Annotated in this window: 10 protein-coding genes; 5 read left to right on the plus strand and 5 right to left on the minus strand. The window is 50.2% G+C overall.

Features of this window, described 5'->3' with window-relative positions:
- Nucleotides 1-31 precede the first annotated feature (31 nt).
- Nucleotides 32-1,552 (minus strand): fumarate hydratase, encoded by a 1,521-nt coding sequence (locus ACO6UY_RS15765; RefSeq protein ID WP_422445780.1) that lies wholly within the window; start codon nt 1,550-1,552, stop codon nt 32-34.
- A gap of 681 nt (nt 1,553-2,233) precedes the next feature.
- On the opposite strand from ACO6UY_RS15765, the gene ACO6UY_RS15770 reads away from it, so the two are divergent.
- A complete protein-coding gene (locus ACO6UY_RS15770) occupies nt 2,234-2,776 on the plus strand; it encodes a 2Fe-2S iron-sulfur cluster-binding protein (RefSeq protein WP_422459690.1) in 543 nt (180 codons plus the stop codon).
- Here the strand turns inward: ACO6UY_RS15770 and ACO6UY_RS15775 are convergent, their stop codons facing one another.
- Nucleotides 2,777-4,657 carry a hypothetical protein gene (locus ACO6UY_RS15775; protein WP_422490551.1) on the minus strand — a complete coding sequence of 627 codons (1,881 nt, stop codon included), beginning with the start codon at nt 4,655-4,657 and terminating at the stop codon, nt 2,777-2,779.
- 250 nt (nt 4,658-4,907) lie between these two features.
- Between ACO6UY_RS15775 and ACO6UY_RS15780 the strand changes: the two genes are divergently transcribed.
- Nucleotides 4,908-5,216 carry a BolA family protein gene (locus tag ACO6UY_RS15780; RefSeq protein WP_420810395.1) on the plus strand — a complete coding sequence of 103 codons (309 nt, stop codon included), beginning with the start codon at nt 4,908-4,910 and terminating at the stop codon, nt 5,214-5,216.
- A 245-nt stretch (nt 5,217-5,461) separates the two neighbouring features.
- Here ACO6UY_RS15780 and ACO6UY_RS15785 read toward each other — a convergent pair whose 3' ends face one another.
- Entirely contained in the window at nt 5,462-6,085 is a 624-nt protein-coding gene (locus ACO6UY_RS15785; protein ID WP_422459694.1) for a phosphoadenosine phosphosulfate reductase family protein, read from the minus strand.
- Nucleotides 6,086-6,202: 117 nt separating this feature from the next.
- The gene (gene rlmKL / locus ACO6UY_RS15790; protein WP_422445788.1) at nt 6,203-8,374 is read right to left on the minus strand and encodes a bifunctional 23S rRNA (guanine(2069)-N(7))-methyltransferase RlmK/23S rRNA (guanine(2445)-N(2))-methyltransferase RlmL; all 2,172 of its coding nucleotides are present in this window, start codon (nt 8,372-8,374) and stop codon (nt 6,203-6,205) included.
- 284 nt (nt 8,375-8,658) lie between these two features.
- Between rlmKL and rmf the strand changes: the two genes are divergently transcribed.
- Nucleotides 8,659-8,892, plus strand: a complete 234-nt coding sequence (gene rmf / locus ACO6UY_RS15795; RefSeq protein ID WP_422445790.1) for a ribosome modulation factor — start codon at nt 8,659-8,661, stop codon at nt 8,890-8,892.
- A 63-nt stretch (nt 8,893-8,955) separates the two neighbouring features.
- Here the strand turns inward: rmf and ACO6UY_RS15800 are convergent, their stop codons facing one another.
- Entirely contained in the window at nt 8,956-9,978 is a 1,023-nt protein-coding gene (locus ACO6UY_RS15800) for a quinone-dependent dihydroorotate dehydrogenase (protein WP_422445792.1), read from the minus strand.
- Nucleotides 9,979-10,435: 457 nt separating this feature from the next.
- On the opposite strand from ACO6UY_RS15800, the gene ACO6UY_RS15805 reads away from it, so the two are divergent.
- Together ACO6UY_RS15805 and ACO6UY_RS15810 are read left to right on the plus strand one after the other, a co-directional pair.
- Nucleotides 10,436-11,011 (plus strand): DUF262 domain-containing protein, encoded by a 576-nt coding sequence (locus ACO6UY_RS15805; protein ID WP_422490552.1) that lies wholly within the window; start codon nt 10,436-10,438, stop codon nt 11,009-11,011.
- Nucleotides 11,012-11,483: 472 nt separating this feature from the next.
- Entirely contained in the window at nt 11,484-16,052 is a 4,569-nt protein-coding gene (locus ACO6UY_RS15810) for a hypothetical protein (RefSeq protein WP_422490554.1), read from the plus strand.
- Nucleotides 16,053-16,365: the final 313 nt, after the last annotated feature.

Genomic DNA, 16,365 nt, shown 5'->3' on the forward strand with positions numbered 1-16,365 from the left:
GCCAGTAATGGCAGGGCGGGGATTGTCTGGCTTATTGAATCTTCAGCACCTGCTCTTCGATCTTCTTTTTCCAGATCTGCGGACCTGTGTTGTGTACCGATTCGCCACGGCAGTCTACCGCTACCGTCACCGGCATATCTTCCACTTCAAATTCGTAGATCGCTTCCATTCCCAGTTCAGGGAAGGCCAGCACTTCCGCCTTTTTCACCGCCTGGGAGACCAGGTAAGCGGCACCACCGACGGCGATCAGGTAAACAGACTCATTATCCCTGATAGCCTCAATGGCTGCCGGGCCGCGCTCTGCCTTACCGATCATACCGGCAAGACCGGTGCTCTCCAGCATGGTGCGGGTAAACTTATCCATACGGGTTGAGGTGGTTGGGCCAGCCGGGCCAACGGCTTCATCACGCACAGGGTCAACGGGGCCTACGTAGTAGATAAAGCGCCCTTTCAGATCAACCGGCAGCTCTTCCCCTTTGGAGATCATATCCACCATGCGTTTATGGGCGGCATCCCGACCGGTGAGAATCTTGCCAGACAGCAGCACAGTATCACCTGGCTGCCAGCTTTTGATGTCATCGTGGCTCAGATTGTCGACATTGACCTTGCGCACCCCTTCGCCCATATCCAGGCTGACTTCCGGGTAGTCATCAATATTCGGTGCTTTCTGATATACCGGACCATTGCCGTTCAAGGTAAAGTGGGCATGGCGAGTGGCGGCACAGTTGGGAATCATGGCCACAGGCAGAGAAGCGGCGTGGGTGGGGTAATCCTTGATTTTGATATCCAGCACGGTGGTCAAACCACCCAGGCCCTGGGCACCGATGCCCAGCTTGTTCACTTCATCCATAATCTCCAGACGCAGCTCTTCCACCCGGTTCTGCGGACCACGGGCACGGAGTTCATGAATGTCGATGGGTTCCATCAAGGCTTCTTTGGCCATCAGCATGGCTTTTTCAGCGGTACCGCCAATACCGATACCCAACATGCCGGGAGGACACCAGCCAGCCCCCATGGTCGGTACCGTCTTTTTCACCCACTCAACAATGCTGTCGGATGGGTTGAGCATAACCATTTTGGATTTGTTTTCAGAGCCACCACCTTTGGCAGCCAGTTCCACCTCAACGGTGTCTCCCGGCACCAGGGTCATATGGATAACCGCTGGCGTGTTGTCTCTGGTGTTTGTGCGGGCACCGGCAGGATCGGCCAGGACGGAAGCACGGAGTACGTTGTCCGGATGGGTATAGGCCCGGCGAACACCTTCGTTGATCAGGTCTTCAATGGAGCGGTCAGTATCAAAACGTACATTCATACCCACACGGACAAAAACAGTAACGATACCGGTATCCTGGCAGATAGGACGCTTGCCCATGGCGCACATTCTGGAGTTCACCAGAATCTGAGCCATGGCATCTTTCGCCGCCCTGGACTCTTCTTTCTGGTAGGCCTGATAAACCGCATCAATAAAATCAATGGGATGATAGTAGGAAATAAACTGCAGTGCGTCCGCCACACTCAGAATTAAATCATCTTCCCGAATCACAACATTCATTGGTTTTCACCCCTTGTTCTACGATTTTATTCCGCAATCCGACCTTGCCGATTTGAACCTGTGCAATAAACTGAGAGCATTATGCCCATTTGCACAGTTTTAACGGCAGGCAAACCTCATCTTATTTTGACGGGGATTATACCAACGCCAAAAGCTAATAACATTGATTAACCGCAGGAGAGGTAAAGTTTTCTCAAAAAGCGTCGCTACGGACGCTTAAGTCCGACAGGCTCCTAGGAGGCTGACCGAGAATAGACTGCCCTACTGCGGTGGCAGCAAATTGGTCTAAAAATCCGCTTTTGTTCGGCAAATAGCCCCGCTATTCACCTCACAAAACCGAATTTTTATCCTCAATTTTCTGCCATCCTCGCTACGGGCGCTATTCTCGGTCAGCCTCCTAGTACATGGTTTCAATGAGTTTGACGTGTATGATCTCCGTTCACCCTGAGCGGAGTCGAAGGGTGCTTGGCACGATCTATCAGAGTCCGGAGTTTCCGCCTTTAGGCCCTATGGGTCCTTCGATGCTTCGACAAGCTCAGCACTCAGGACGAACGGAGTGCGGAGGCACGACAACCCGTCAAACTCATTGAAACCATGTACTATGAGTACAACTGGTATTATCGATTGCAGGTTGTAAACTTGCACACCAAATTCACTGTGCAACATATCAGGTTTTTTTCCGTGCCGAAGATTCAATTTCAGGGCAACAGTTACCCGATGGATGAGAACGAGAACCTTCTGGATGGATTACTGCGCCAGCATGCCAGGGCACCCTGGTCCTGTCGGGCCGGGGTCTGTCACTCCTGCATGCTTCGGGTGACAGCGGGGCTTGTACCGACAGAAGCCCAGTCGTTACTGACTGCTGAGCAAATCAAAAAAGGCTATATTCTCGCCTGTCAGACCAAAGTAACTGGTAATTTAAGCCTGGCACTGCCTACCCGGGATGAAGTACCCGGCATTCTTACTGAGCTGACGTCACTCAGCTCAACGGAAGTCATCATCAAGTTATCCACCCGCCTGCCTTTCGAGGTTGCCATTGGCGAACATATTACCCTGGTATCCAATGAAGGCTTTGAAGCCACTTACCCGGTTACCGGCGTCAACGACGAGTCACAAACACTGGAGTGCATTATTGCTCGCTCCGCAGGGGGCAGCCCATTCAGTGCCTGGATTCACTCTGAGGCAAGAGCAGGCGACCGCCTGATGGTGATCAAGAATGGCTAATTACTCTCTGACCGGTAACGCATCAAGGGTTTTGTCATGCCCCATCCTTTCCGGATCCACATGATTTCTTGAGAATATATCGCGGGACATACAGCCGGTTTCTGCATTAACCAGACTGAAGGAAGGCTGACGCACCACCTCCTGAAAGGCGATCGTTCCATCTGGCATAACCACGGAGTGGGCAAGGTAGGCATCCACCAGCCCATGGGTATAATCAATCCCTTCTGTCTCAAAGCCCTTCAATACCAGAACTTCACCAGCCTTACACCCCAGCGCGATTTCATCACCGGTTACCGTACTTTTAATAATGGCCGGATGGCGACTGCCCAGGGGGAACTGAATGCTGCCGTAGTAATAATGCTCACCGTTGTCCCGGTGTTCCACCAGCACATCCCAGAAGGCCATAACATTCATAAACTCCCGGCCTCTATGATCCTTGACGATATTATTGCCGTGTTCACCTTTATCCAGGTATGAGCCTGCCACCTTGAAGCGGCGGGTAATGGCCTGATCAAAGTTGATGATGCCGGGATCCTGTTCTGCTGCAATCTGATACGCCACAGGGCGGCTGGGTAGAATGCTGACAGCGGCCTCTTTGGATGGTTTTGCTTTATCTGATTCCTGTTGCACCAGGGCAGCTTCGTGCTTTTTCTTTTCGGCTACTTTCTCTTCTCTGGCCTTTTCCTCTGCTTTCCGCTTTTCTTCAGCCACTTTCAACTCATCGGCTTTGGCCTTTTCTTCCGCTTTGCGCTTTTCCTCAGCCACTCTCAACGCTTCGGCTTTGGCTTTTTCTTCCGTTTTTCGTTTTTCTTCAGCCAGTCTCAACGATTCAGCTTTAGCTTTTTCTTCCTCTACCTTGCGTTTTTCTTCAGCCACTCTCAACGCTTCAACTTTGGCTTTCTCTTCCTCTGCTTTCCGTTTTTCTTCAGCCATTCTCAAGGCTTCGGCTTTGGCCTTTTCCTCCGCTTTCCGCTTTTCTTCAGCCGCTCTCAACGCTTCGGCCTTGGCCTTTTCCTCTGCTTTTCGCTTTTCTTTAGCCAGTCTCAACTCTTCGGCTTTGGCTTTTCTCTTAGCCCTGCGCTGTTCCTCAGCCAACCTTAACTCTTCCGCTTTGGCTTTCTCTTCCGTTTCCCGTGCCAGCCTCTGCTCTTCGGCTTTCTTTCTGGCCTGCTCCCTTGCCAGACGGGCCTCATTTACCCGGGCCAATCTTGCCTGGTCCTTTTCTTTAACCAGTGCTGACTTTGCCTCACTGACCTTGCTATTGTCCTTCTGTACACTCCCTGAACGCGGCCCTTGCTGCTCCCTCCCCTTATCGAGTTTTGCAGGCCTGACAACTTTTGCCACCCGTGCTTTTGAATCTCTGGTAATGGCGGTGTTGACAGGCATTTGACGTACAACACCTGTCTCATTTTCCACCTCAGGTTTTAAGGCTCTTTGCTGCTCTGCTGTGACTACTGTCTGCTCAACCGGCACCACCACTTCCTTTGCCCTGGTTTCGGACTCATTGTTACCGACCAGTACCACCTCTTCATTCAGGTTCTTTTCTGCCAACCGGATATCCATAAACTTCAGAAAAGTTTCTGCCTGCACCGGGTCGGTAAGGTCAAGGGCGGCAACCTGGTTATAGAATTTAAAATCCCTGGATACACTGAGGTTTTGTGGATTGATATTCGCCCTTCTTTTTTGTTGGAGCTTGCCACCGGACTCCCCGTCAGCCTGCACCGTATAGAGAGGTACACCATCATCGCTGTCCTTATCGGAGGCTTCTGCCTTTTGCGCATGGGCGATGGTTGAGGAGGCGGCAATAATCACTGCAGCAGACAGAAAGGTTATGGCTGACTTCACTGTTCTGCCAGCAAAACCTTTATCCGGATTTCCCATAAGACCTGCACCTTTAATATCATGTAAAAGGAGAACTTCGCCGTATAGCCTGAAAACAACTGAGCGGAGGGCTTCTGCAATAAGGTGGTATGAGCATAGACCATGAAAAAAAATCATCCATAAACCAGTGCAAGGCGTTAGAAATATATGATTTCACAGGGTTAGCTACTTATAATGTGCCAGAAAGAAATTGCCAGGTAAGACAAACTCCTTGTCGTTCGGGCCGGGACTGAAGAGGTGATGTATGGGAATGAAAGAAAATATCATCGATAAGCTGAATGAGTCCTTACAGAATGACTTAATCGATGTAACCAATGAGAGCCATCTGCACAACACGCCACCGGGCTCAGAGTCACACTTTAAGGTAGTGATTGTCAGTGAAGCATTTGAAGGGAAAATGCCGGTCAAACGGCACCAGATGATCTATGGACTGCTGGCTGACGAACTGCGAGAGCAGATTCATGCGCTGGCGCTACACACTTACACCCCCGTTGAGTGGCAGACAAGAAACCAGACCGCCCCGACATCACCGGATTGCCGGGGCGGCAGTAAAAAGTAAATAAGCGGCCTGTCTCTTTCGGGTGGCGGGTAACGGGAAGCGCTTAGTAATTGTCCTTAAATAATTCCGACTTTCAGAACTCACTCTCCGTTCATCCTGAGCGGAGTCGAAGGGTGCCTGGCACAATCTATCATGCCTCGGAGTTAACGCCCTTCGACAGGCTCAGGACGAACGGAGTTCGGAGGCTCCGAAATGTGTAAATTATTCAAGGACTATTCCTTACCAGAAATGCCGAATGCCAGTTCCTAACCCGCCACAGAAGTATGCAAACCACACTCCCGGTGTCCGTATACTTTTGTCGGGTCGTAGTAATCTTCCTCGATGGGCAGATCGTGAGTAACCAGGTACTCCTCAACATCGAGTTCCGTCCAGTTAAGGAGTGGTGCCACCCGGTAATAGCCATTGTTGGTCAGACTGACCACATCAAGGTTTTGCCGGAATTCAGTCTGATCCTTACGGATGGCGGTCAGCCAGTAATCCGGTGCTGATGCGTCCATGGCACGGGCAAAAGGCTCCAGTTTTACCTGCCGGGTAAACTCATCATGTTCCGGGGTATCAACCTCCGGCACACCACCGTAAATGGCATCACGAAAACCACGACTGTATTGTGGGTGAAAAACCCGGATATTAAGCTGCAAACGCCGAATCAGCTGATCAGCAAAGCGGTACGTCGCGTCAGTACCGTAGCCCGAATCGATCCAGACCACCGGGATATCCGGCTTGACCCGGGTGGCCATATGGATAATGGCCGCTTCATGGGGCCCGAAGTTGGTGGTCAGCACAGGTTTTTCAGCACGCTGGACGGCCCACTGGATAATAGCCTGCGGGCTCAGAGTCGACAGATCCTGATTAATCATCTCCAGATTCATTATTTTCCCCATCAATCCATAACTTAACAGCATGCACTATAAGAGTGAGGCTTTATAACCACAAAGATTAATATGGACTATAAATATTACTGAATTAAATGCTCACATCTTCAGTACTCAGCGCTGAATACACCAGCAACGATGAATACCCGGTCTCCGCTGGAAATCCCGATCAATGGTAGTAGCAGTGATCTCCTCAACACTGAACTTCTGCTCCAGTTCTTTGGCCAGCTGGAAACGTCGGAAGTTGTTGGAGAAATAGAGCACCCCACCCGGTTTCAGCCTGGCCATTGCCCGCTCGACCAACTCAACATGGGCTTCCTGCACATCAAATACCCCGCGCAGCCGCTTGGAGTTTGAGAAGGTAGGGGGATCCATAAAGATCAGATCATAGTTCCGTGTCTCCTGTTTCAGCCACTGCAGGCAGTCCGCCTGCTCCAACCGGTGTTTGCGGTCCACCAGGCCATTGAGCGCCAGATTCTTTCTGGCCCAGCCAAGGTAGGTATTCGATAGATCGACACTGGTGGTACTGGCCGCACCGGCCACGGCGGCATGAACGGTTGCCGTTCCGGTGTAGCAGAACAGGTTCAGGAAATCTTTACCTGCGGCCTCCCGGGCAATGCGCAGGCGCATTTTCCTGTGATCCAGAAACAGTCCGGTATCCAGATAGTCCCTCAGGTTCACCAGTAAACGACAATCCCCTTCTTTTACCTCAAGCATATCACCGGACTGCTCAAGCTTTTCGTACTGCCGCTTGCCAGACTGACGTTCACGACGCTTGAAGACCACATGACTATCCGGAATACCCAATACACCGGGAATCACTTCCAGCGCTTCCAGCAGACGCTGATGGGCCTTAGTCTCATCAATGCTTTTCGGTGCCGCGTATTCCTGCACATGAACCCAATCCCTGTAGAGATCGACGGCAACGGCATACTCCGGCATATCCGCATCATACAGGCGATAGCAGTCGACACTCTCTTTCCTGGCCCACTTACCCAACTGCTTCAGATTCTTCTTCAAGCGGTTGGCAAACATTTCACCACCGGCGGTGCTGGCCTTGAATAAGGTATTAGCCGCACTGTCCACACGGCTCTGCCCGGAAGCAGGCTGGTCAGCCTGTCGCTCACGAACATCATAGAGAAACAGCTTGCAGGAGAGCGCACCATTAAACAGGGTATAGCTTTTCTTCGGCCCCATGCCCAGACTTCTGACCAGCGCCTGTGAAGAGGTAAAGATCGCCGCCTGCCAACCCGGCGTCTGCTGTTTGATTTTTTCGCCAAGGTGTTTGTAGAGATAAACGAGACTGGCCTCATCACCCATACGCTCACCATAGGGTGGGTTAGCAATCACCAGTCCGGCTGGAATCTCCGGGTCAACCTTCAGACTGGCCAGCTCCTGTTGTTTGACAGTAATCAGCTTACCCAGCCCGGCACGCTGGATATTGGCCCTGGCTCTCCCGACAATTTTTGGCAGACCTTCATATCCGACGATGGTCGTCTTAATCGCAGCCAGGCCAGCCGTGCGACGGGCACGGGCTTCCTCCAGTACTGCCAACCAGATTTTGGGAATATGCCCCATCCACTTATCAAAGCCAAAACGGGCCCTGAGCAATCCCGGCGCGATATCCGCCGCCATCATGGCACCTTCAATCAGAAAGGTGCCTGAACCACACATAGGGTCCAGCAGTGTGCTGCCCTGTTTCGCCAGTTCAGGCCAGCGGGCACGGTACAAAATCGCTGCCGCCAGGTTTTCTTTCAGGGGTGCTTCACCGGCTTCCAGGCGGTAACCGCGCTCATGCAGGCTCTGGCCGGACAGGTCAATGGCAACAAATGCCCTGCCGCTTCTGGCGTGCACATTGACCCGCAGATCCGGCTTGCTGTTATCCACAGATGGCCGCCAGCCATAACGATCACGCAGCTGATCAACAATGGCATCCTTTACCAACTGGGAGCCAAAGCGGGTATGGGTGATATCCGGTGTCGAACCATTGAAATCAATCCGAAAACTGGAGCCCTGATCCAGATGATCATCCCAGTCAAACGACTGCACACCCCGATACAGCGAATGCTTGTCAGAAGCATCCACTTCGCCGATGCGCAGCAGAATCCGACTGGCCAGACGAGACCACAGGCAAGCCCTGTAGGCCAACTCAAGGTGACCGGCAAAGCTGACTCCGGCAACCGTCTCCGCCACTTCACTGGCTCCCAGTTCCTTCAGCTCTTCTGCCAGCAGGGATTCTACCCCCTTGGGACAACTGGCAAACAGAGTCAACATCGTTGTACTCATAACGTCATATTCCTGAAAAAAGCTAAAAAACAGCTCTTCTTAACTAAAAATTCTCAATGTTTTCTCAACAAAAGCTTCAGATTTGGATAAAACTTAGAATGTTGACTTTCCTTGGGTGAATACCTTCTTCAGTCGACACTTTACCCGCACTGTCTTTTGGGGGACAGTTAGCACTTGCGACTAGTTACCTCCACCACGGGGTGAAGTCAGCTGTCCGGTCATTCTGAACCAAGCCCGAGGCGCCAGGGAGGCCGTCAAAAACCATATCAGCAAGAGGCATTACCATGTTGAAAAGACTCAAAAGGGATAAATCAGATAGAGCCTTTAATAAAGGATACCAAGTGGGCCTGTCTGGCCGTTCCAGGGATATCTGCCCCCATCAGGAGGCAGATTTGCGCCAGTCGTGGTTAAGTGGCTGGCGTGAAGGTCGAGTTGATAACTGGGAAGGAATGACAGGAATCTCGGGGTTACACCGAATGTATAACTTCTCTCACTCCTATTCAGCCAACCAGCTCTGATTGCGCTGTCAACAAGCCCCGTCCGGGGCTTTTTGACATCACCCGCTTGATCAACGCGCTTTCTCATGCATCAACAGAATAGACGGCTTCCGCAGCCTCTCGGATCAACTCCGGCCCCTTATAAATAAAGCCCGAATATATCTGCACCAGGCTGGCCCCCGCCCGGATCTTATCAGCGGCCGTCTGAGCATCCATAACACCACCGACGCCGATAATCGGCAGCTTACCGGAAAGCTCACTGGCAAGCAGTCGAATCACTGCCGTGGACTTATCACTCAACGGCGCACCACTGAGTCCTCCCGCTTCCTCGGCTGTCGCAAAGCCGCTGACCTTATCTCGATCCAGTGTCGTATTGGTGGCAATTACGCCATCCAGCTCATACGACACCAACTCGGCAGCAACTGCGGCTATTTCATCGTCGGTCATATCCGGGGCAATTTTGATGGCCAGAGGAACCTGGCGACCATGGGCTTTAGCCAGTGACGCCTGTTCTTCCTTCAGCACTGACAGCAGGCTTTTCAAGGCATCACCATATTGCAGTTTTCTTAACCCCGGTGTATTCGGGGAAGAGAGGTTAACGGCAACATAACCAGCGTAGGGATATACCTTACGCAGACAGGTGAGATAATCCTGGTTGGCATCTTCAACAGCCGTGGTCAGGTTCTTGCCAATATTAATACCGATAATGCCTTGGTACCGGCTCTTTTGAACATTCGCGACCAGTTGATCCACACCCAGATTATTAAACCCCATACGGTTGATCAACGCTTCTCTCTCAGGGATACGGAACATTCTTGGTTTGGGGTTGCCGGGCTGCCCCACCGGCGTCACGGTTCCCAGCTCAAGAAAGCCAAAGCCCAGACTACCCAGACCATCGATACACTCACCATTTTTATCCAGCCCCGCTGCCAACCCAACCGGATTGTTAAAGGTCAGTCCCATCACTTCCCTTGGTTTGGCAGGGACAGCAGGAGCCATCAACCGGGTAAGACCAAGACGCCCCCCCGCACTGATCATTTCCATGGCAAAATCATGGGCAGTTTCGGCAGAAAGGCAAAACAGGGCACTTCGTGTCAATTTATACATAGGAGTTATCGATCAGTATGCGCCAGACAAAATTCGGAGGATTATACGATCTCTAATCCCTTTTGTCTCTATGGATCCTTTATAGCAGCAAGAGCAAAATCATTTGGAACCGCTCTCCTTAAATTTGAACGATTTTGAAGCAAAATAGAGGTAATAACACCCACCGTCATTCTCTTTGGCTAAGGCCAAAATTCACTTATACCCCCAGATTTTACAGCCATACAGAGATGGCAATCTGCCATGCGTTGTCGAGCTTCTCAGCGCTGACCACAGGCTGCGAAATTAAAGGGTTAGTGCCCAATAAAATTACCCTGAGTCCCATACGCTTACTTCCGAAAACACTGAAAATTTCTGATATTCTGGCAGAGGTAAAAGCCAGTGCTTTGCGTAGCATCACTAATATTTTATTGGTAGTCTGATCTGTATTCAGGATCCGAAAAATGACTACCGGTTTGAGGTGGTAGATGGCCAGCAACGCCTGACCACGCTGACGCTGATTTGTGCAAAACTGTGTCAGCTCATCAGCAATGTCAAAGTGAAAGCCGACCTCCAGGAGCGCATCCTCCATGAAGACCCGTATGCAGACACCCCGGAAGAACCCCGCTTGCAGGTTCGCATGAAAGAGTACGAGCTGTTTACCAATCATGTTGTCATGGGCAAGCATGCTAATCTTCCCGTAAAACCGACTCATACTGAGAACCTGTTCATCAACAATTTCAGGGTCATTGGTGAGTATCTGGCCGACCATGATGAAGCAACGTTGATCAAATTTACCCGCTACCTATTGCGTCATGTGTTTATTGTATTTGTTCGTACGGAGGATTTTGCCTCGTCTTACCGACTCTTCAATGTATTGAATAACCGGGGAACCCCCCTGACCGACGGTGACTTGATCAAGAACAAACTGTTCGGGCAGGCAGAGGTGAATCGAATTCCTTCTTCAACCGTTAAACAGAAGTGGTCGCAGCTGGAAGAGATTATCGGGATTGAAAATATTTCCTACAGCTACAGAGTATCCAGGGAAAACATTTAATTTCAATAAGTTATACGGATTTTTTTGGTTTTTGAAAATGTCAGAAAACTGGTTACTTTACTCCGTTGTCATTCCGTACAGGGATTAATGTACGGAATCCATCTTGTAGAGATAGCCAACGGCCAGCGCGTTCACATCTATGTGAGATGTATCCTGTACATAATCCCTGTACAGAATGACAACAGAGTTATTCTGAGTTAATGATCAATAATTTTTAAAACAGCCTCTTAATATCTACCGTAAGAGGGACTATCACTAAGCACCTCCCTGAATACTTTAATCGCTTTTTTTGCTGCTCAATCGCATACAACTGCGTAGCAAAGGAGTGCATACCCTGTTTGAGTGGGTGTTTTGAACGATTCAGACTACGGAAGGAAAAACGGCCAAAACATTTACAATAAGCAGATGAAACCATCATCTCCCCATCGGGTCTGAACAGTTGGTTAAAGTTATTCAACGTTCAGGCTAAATAATGCAGTCGGTACTTGCATCGTCGTATTTCCCCCTAAACACTCCCGTTAATACAGACTCACCCCGGCAGCTTCTTAACACAGCAGATATCCGTGAATGTCCGGACTTCAACAACACCCCTATTCACCACCGTCAAACACGACCGGTTCAGCTCGATAAGATCAGCTATTGCTCCGACTCATCCCGGAACGGCCTGGAGTCTTCAAACAGAGAAACACCGTCGTTAAAAAGGAAGGGGGCAGAAAAAACGGCCACAACAGATACTGACACCCGCTCTGGCGACAGCACCTGTACACTGGATAGTTGCCATTGTGAGGCTGAAGGCATCAGCCCCCAGAACAGGCCAGTCAAAGAACACACGACGGAGGCTCCAACTGCACAAGCTGACCCGGCTATCGGTGAACAAGACAACGTCAAAGCACCAATAGAAGCAGAAAGCTCTTACTGGCATTCTACGGCGCAGTATATTCTGTCAGGCATAAAAAAACTCGCCAATGCCGTCCTGCCAACACCTTCAGAGGCCCTGGATCATATCAATCTTGATATGCCATGCTTCAGTGAAGAATATGAAGAGGATCAAGACATTGAGTTGCCCATAGATGTCGATGCCATCGACAGTGATCTGAATAGCAGGGGGCAACCCGTTAGCAAAGCGCAAGCCAAAAGTGTTCAACCCGAAAAAGAGTGCTCAAGCACAACCTATGAGTCGGAAGAAAGCGACAGTAAAACGGCAGACGCTTCCCACAAAAAAGATAGCGTCGTCCATAGGACACATCACAGATCAGCAGAACTGCAGGAAATCTACCAACAGTCACTGCCCGTCGTAAAACTCTCACCACACATCTATGGCAATCCCAGCAACATTGCCATTGATGGGGAAGATGACCAGCCTGAACTGATGATTGCTCTCTATCCACACGGCATTTTACAGGCCCTGCTTATTTTATTCCCTGGAACCGCCCTTGAGATTCTGAAAAGTCGGCTTGCGAAGCTGGGCAGCACCCCAATAGAGACCTTTGAACAACTCCAGAAATCCCGGATGCAAAACCGTACCGGGTTCAGGGACGCCCTGGCGAAAAATCTGGCAATCCTGAGAGAAAACCTCAACGACCTTGAATGTGATCAGCACAATGTCAGGTGCCAGCTCGCGATATTGAAGAATCTGAGAAAATTTGAGCGTGAATACCATGTGTACTGCCTGGAAGCAAAAATGGACGCCGACTTCCTGGTACAAAAAGGAAGGCTATCGTCAAAGCAGTTAGCCACCGCCATTGACAACGTCGAGGGTAATCAACTTAAAGACCCAAAACCCCTTAAGCCCACTACCTGGCTGAGACCGCTGGGCTACCAGTGCAAAGAGCGTGAAATCATCTTAAGGGGGGCTATGTGGAGTCTGGCAAACTATCATCTGCAAAAATCCGCTCAAATCGTTCTTAACGAGCTTATACAGCTCGCACCAGTCAAAGTACCCGTTTCCGGAACAGACACCTGCAAAAGGAGAACAGTTAATCACTACATCAGGGAACAACCTGAAACCATACTAAAAGTGTTGACTTATCTGGTTTGCCTGAACGTAAAACGGTATCGCGGCATAAGGCATATAAAGGCGGCTAAACTTGCCCTGGCGACTGATCAGCAAGGGTGTACAGCAGAGAGTGTTCAGGCTTTATTCAGTCGCCTGACCAGGCAGGATCTTATGCCAGAAATAGCGACGCAACTGGACAACGAGATCGGCTGGCTCCACGCCAAACGCCTTGAGCATGAGCTTAAATCACCTCCAGCTGAAGCCAGTCTGCCCAGCTTGATGGATCAACGACAACATATCCTTATTCTTCGATTACTGAACCCGGCAAAAAACCAGTCGCCCCCCGAAAAAAAACCAGGCCGCCTTGCCAATATAGAACAACAGGTTTCTGCCCAGTTAATTCACCATTTTCTGAGCAACCAATCACGGCCAAACCAACCGGGCCTGTTTCCACACTGGTTTTTCCTCAAGCCCCCCGCTGCGAATCGTATACGCTCCGTACTGGCACAAAAAAGCAATACCCCCGAGCAGTCTTTTTACCTGGCCACATTACAATTCATTGATGCAATGAACCGATGTGAACAGGATGACAGCTACGACAGTTGCCTGCACTGGATGCAGTGCTACTACGATATGACCTATGCTCAACAGCAGCTTCTGATTCACCTGATCGACCAGGATGCGCCTGACGGCATACTGCCCTGTGAACATTTCGAGCAGAATATTGATGTGCTCTGGCAATTGGCAAGATCCAGAAAAAGCGTGGGCCTGCGGCCACTGAACCCTGACTCCTATGCATACTATCTCAGCTACCTGAATTTTATCCGCAAGGAAGAAGAAAGCATTGAAGACAGCATTGCCGAGCTGTATCGCAAGCGGTATTTAAAATTACTGAATTATGATCCTTATCAAGAATTTAAAACGCTCTTTGGCGATGTGTTTAACTGGGGGTCGCAAGCCAGCAGGACCATCTGCCAGAAAGCCGACGAACTGATGGAGGGACTAAACGCATCAGGCTTGCCCAATGCACTGGGCTTTCTTTATAAAGAAGGCAAAGGGCTGATATCGTCACTGTTCTCTGCCGACAATCCAATCCACGCCTTAATAACCGACACTCTGGGTACAATACTGAAAGTAGCCCAACAAAACCCAAAGTTTTTTCGGGTAATGTGGGGTGATTTTGCACTCCTGATGCCTCAGCTGAAAAGCCTGCTTGGGCAGGACACATCGGTAACAGGCCTGCTTGAAAGCATTGAGATCTGCATGCGCGGTCATGCTCTGGCTTCACTGTTTTCTGGCGACAAACCACAGCCACTGGATGTTGACCCACTGGAAAATCCGCAAGTGGCTACGGTGATCAAACGGTTCCAGCTGCTTCGGGACATGATTACCGCGTTTCATACCGGACTGCCAGTGATCGAAATATTTTTAAGCAACAGTCTGGATACCCTGATCAACAAGGCTAAAAAAGTCGCACAGAATGTATTATCCACCTATCTTGCCAGACACTGTCTCAGCCAGATGAAGCCGGCGATTTTCCGTTTGTTGAATAACCTGCGCTGTGCCCGGGATTTAATGCCCAGCCTGACCCTGGGGCTGACCTCTGACTGCCTCGCCGCCATGGCCCCGGAGACAACCGTCAGACTTGCCCATCATATTGGCCGACGCACCAGTGTCGTTGGTAATGTTTTGGGTTTTGTTCTGGATCCGCTGGTTATGCGCTTTGATAAATACCAGGAGAAAATCAACAACGCCAAAGCCAACCCAGCCAGTATTGCAGCTCGCAGTGAGTTAGCAGCAGAGCGGAAAAAGGTGGCAGGCATTCTCGGCGTGTCGTCAGTGGTTACCACTGCCGCCATTTTGTTGGTTAATGTCTTTAACATTGTTCTTCTACTGAGTAGCCCCTGGCTAACAACAGCCTGTATCGGGATCATTACCTTTTTTGGCAGCAGCTGCTTTGTCGCCCGACGCTATAATGGGTTGGATGAAGTCTGGACATCACTGTCTGAAACCATTTCAGAACAGATGAAACGAACCTTTGCCAAAGACAGTCCAAAGGCCATTGAGGCAAGACAGCAAGCCCATCAGATCAATAAAGATACCCGGGCAAAGATGTCAGAAGTCAGAGATCAGGCACTGAGTGGGTGGCAGGACTGGCAACAAAACCAGCTTCTCAGAGAGTTAAGCAAGTATTGGCACCAGCTGCATTATAAAGAAGAGATGCTTCAACGTATCAAGTCAACGGTTCGGGAAAAGTGTCAGTCCGATGTTGCAAGAGACGCACAACACATCCTCCATTTTGTCCGGGCAAAAGCACTGGTGGAAAATGCTCTCAGGGACCCGGATGATATATCAGCCAATCCGGATCACCTTGCTGATTTCAACCAACAGTTAGCCCGTCTGTATTTCCCACCACTGGATGCAGCACTGTTTCCCTACCAGCTAATAAACCTTGAACAGGAAATCAATGCATTTTTAGAGCATTCCTGCGGGACTGACTGCCCCGGAGAAAATATCAAGGCAATTATGGATACCGTTGAAAACTATCATATTGATCTTCACAAAGGAGAGTACCTGTTTAAACTGCTGCATATGCGACAACTTCAGTCTTTATCACTGGGGGCAGACAAGGCTGACGATCAACCATTTCATCAGAAGCCGCATCACTGCAGCGAAACAACCATGGCGCACTTGCCAGATCATCTGACAGCAACAGTCATAATGGCAAAGTCCCGGCAAAAGTGTGAACAACAGCAACTGAAAAAGGAGGAACAGATCCGGGAAGCAAGAATGAAAATGGTCACCCGGCGGGCGTTACATGACTGCCTTAAAGGTGAAACAAACTATTCAGCCAGCAGCATACCCGACTTGAGCCAAGACCCACTATTCAAAACTCACCTTGAGCTGCAAATCAGAGAACTTGAAAAAGCCAGCCTGCCCTGGTCAATTGACTATACACTGCCATCGACTCGAACCAGCGACTCACCGCCTGCAGGATGCACTTATAAAGCCCTGGAAGCAGGCAAAGACCTCCTGACCTCATAAGTTGCCCGATACCCACTGATTCAAACAGGCCGCTCTTTGTATCGGGCAATCCAGTACATGGTTTCAATGAGTTTGACGTGTACAATCTCCGTTCACCCTGAGCGGTATCCGGCAATCCAGTACATGGTTTCAATGAGTTTGATGTTTACAATCTCCGTTCACCCTGAGCGGAGTCGAAGGGTGCTTGGCACGATCTATCAGAGTCCGGAGTTTCCGCCTTTAGGCCCTATGGGTCCTTCGACAGGCTCAGGACGAACCGAGTGCGGAGGCACGACAACCCATCAAACTCATTGAAACCCTTTAATAGTTGACT

The organism is Endozoicomonas sp. ALE010 (genome assembly GCF_049310165.1).
Classification (GTDB): domain Bacteria; phylum Pseudomonadota; class Gammaproteobacteria; order Pseudomonadales; family Endozoicomonadaceae; genus Endozoicomonas.

Excerpts from the sequence above, each read along its gene's own strand:
- ACO6UY_RS15765 (WP_422445780.1), bottom strand. The coding sequence starts at position 1,552 with ATGAATGTTGTGATTCGGGAAGATGATTTAATTCTGAGTGTGGCGGAC.
- ACO6UY_RS15775 (WP_422490551.1), bottom strand. The coding sequence starts at position 4,657 with ATGGGAAATCCGGATAAAGGTTTTGCTGGCAGAACAGTGAAGTCAGCC.
- ACO6UY_RS15780 (WP_420810395.1), top strand. The coding sequence starts at position 4,908 with ATGAAAGAAAATATCATCGATAAGCTGAATGAGTCCTTACAGAATGAC.
- ACO6UY_RS15785 (WP_422459694.1), bottom strand. The coding sequence starts at position 6,085 with ATGAATCTGGAGATGATTAATCAGGATCTGTCGACTCTGAGCCCGCAG.
- rlmKL (WP_422445788.1), bottom strand. The coding sequence starts at position 8,374 with ATGAGTACAACGATGTTGACTCTGTTTGCCAGTTGTCCCAAGGGGGTA.
- rmf (WP_422445790.1), top strand. The coding sequence starts at position 8,659 with ATGTTGAAAAGACTCAAAAGGGATAAATCAGATAGAGCCTTTAATAAA.
- ACO6UY_RS15800 (WP_422445792.1), bottom strand. The coding sequence starts at position 9,978 with ATGTATAAATTGACACGAAGTGCCCTGTTTTGCCTTTCTGCCGAAACT.
- ACO6UY_RS15810 (WP_422490554.1), top strand. The coding sequence starts at position 11,484 with ATGCAGTCGGTACTTGCATCGTCGTATTTCCCCCTAAACACTCCCGTT.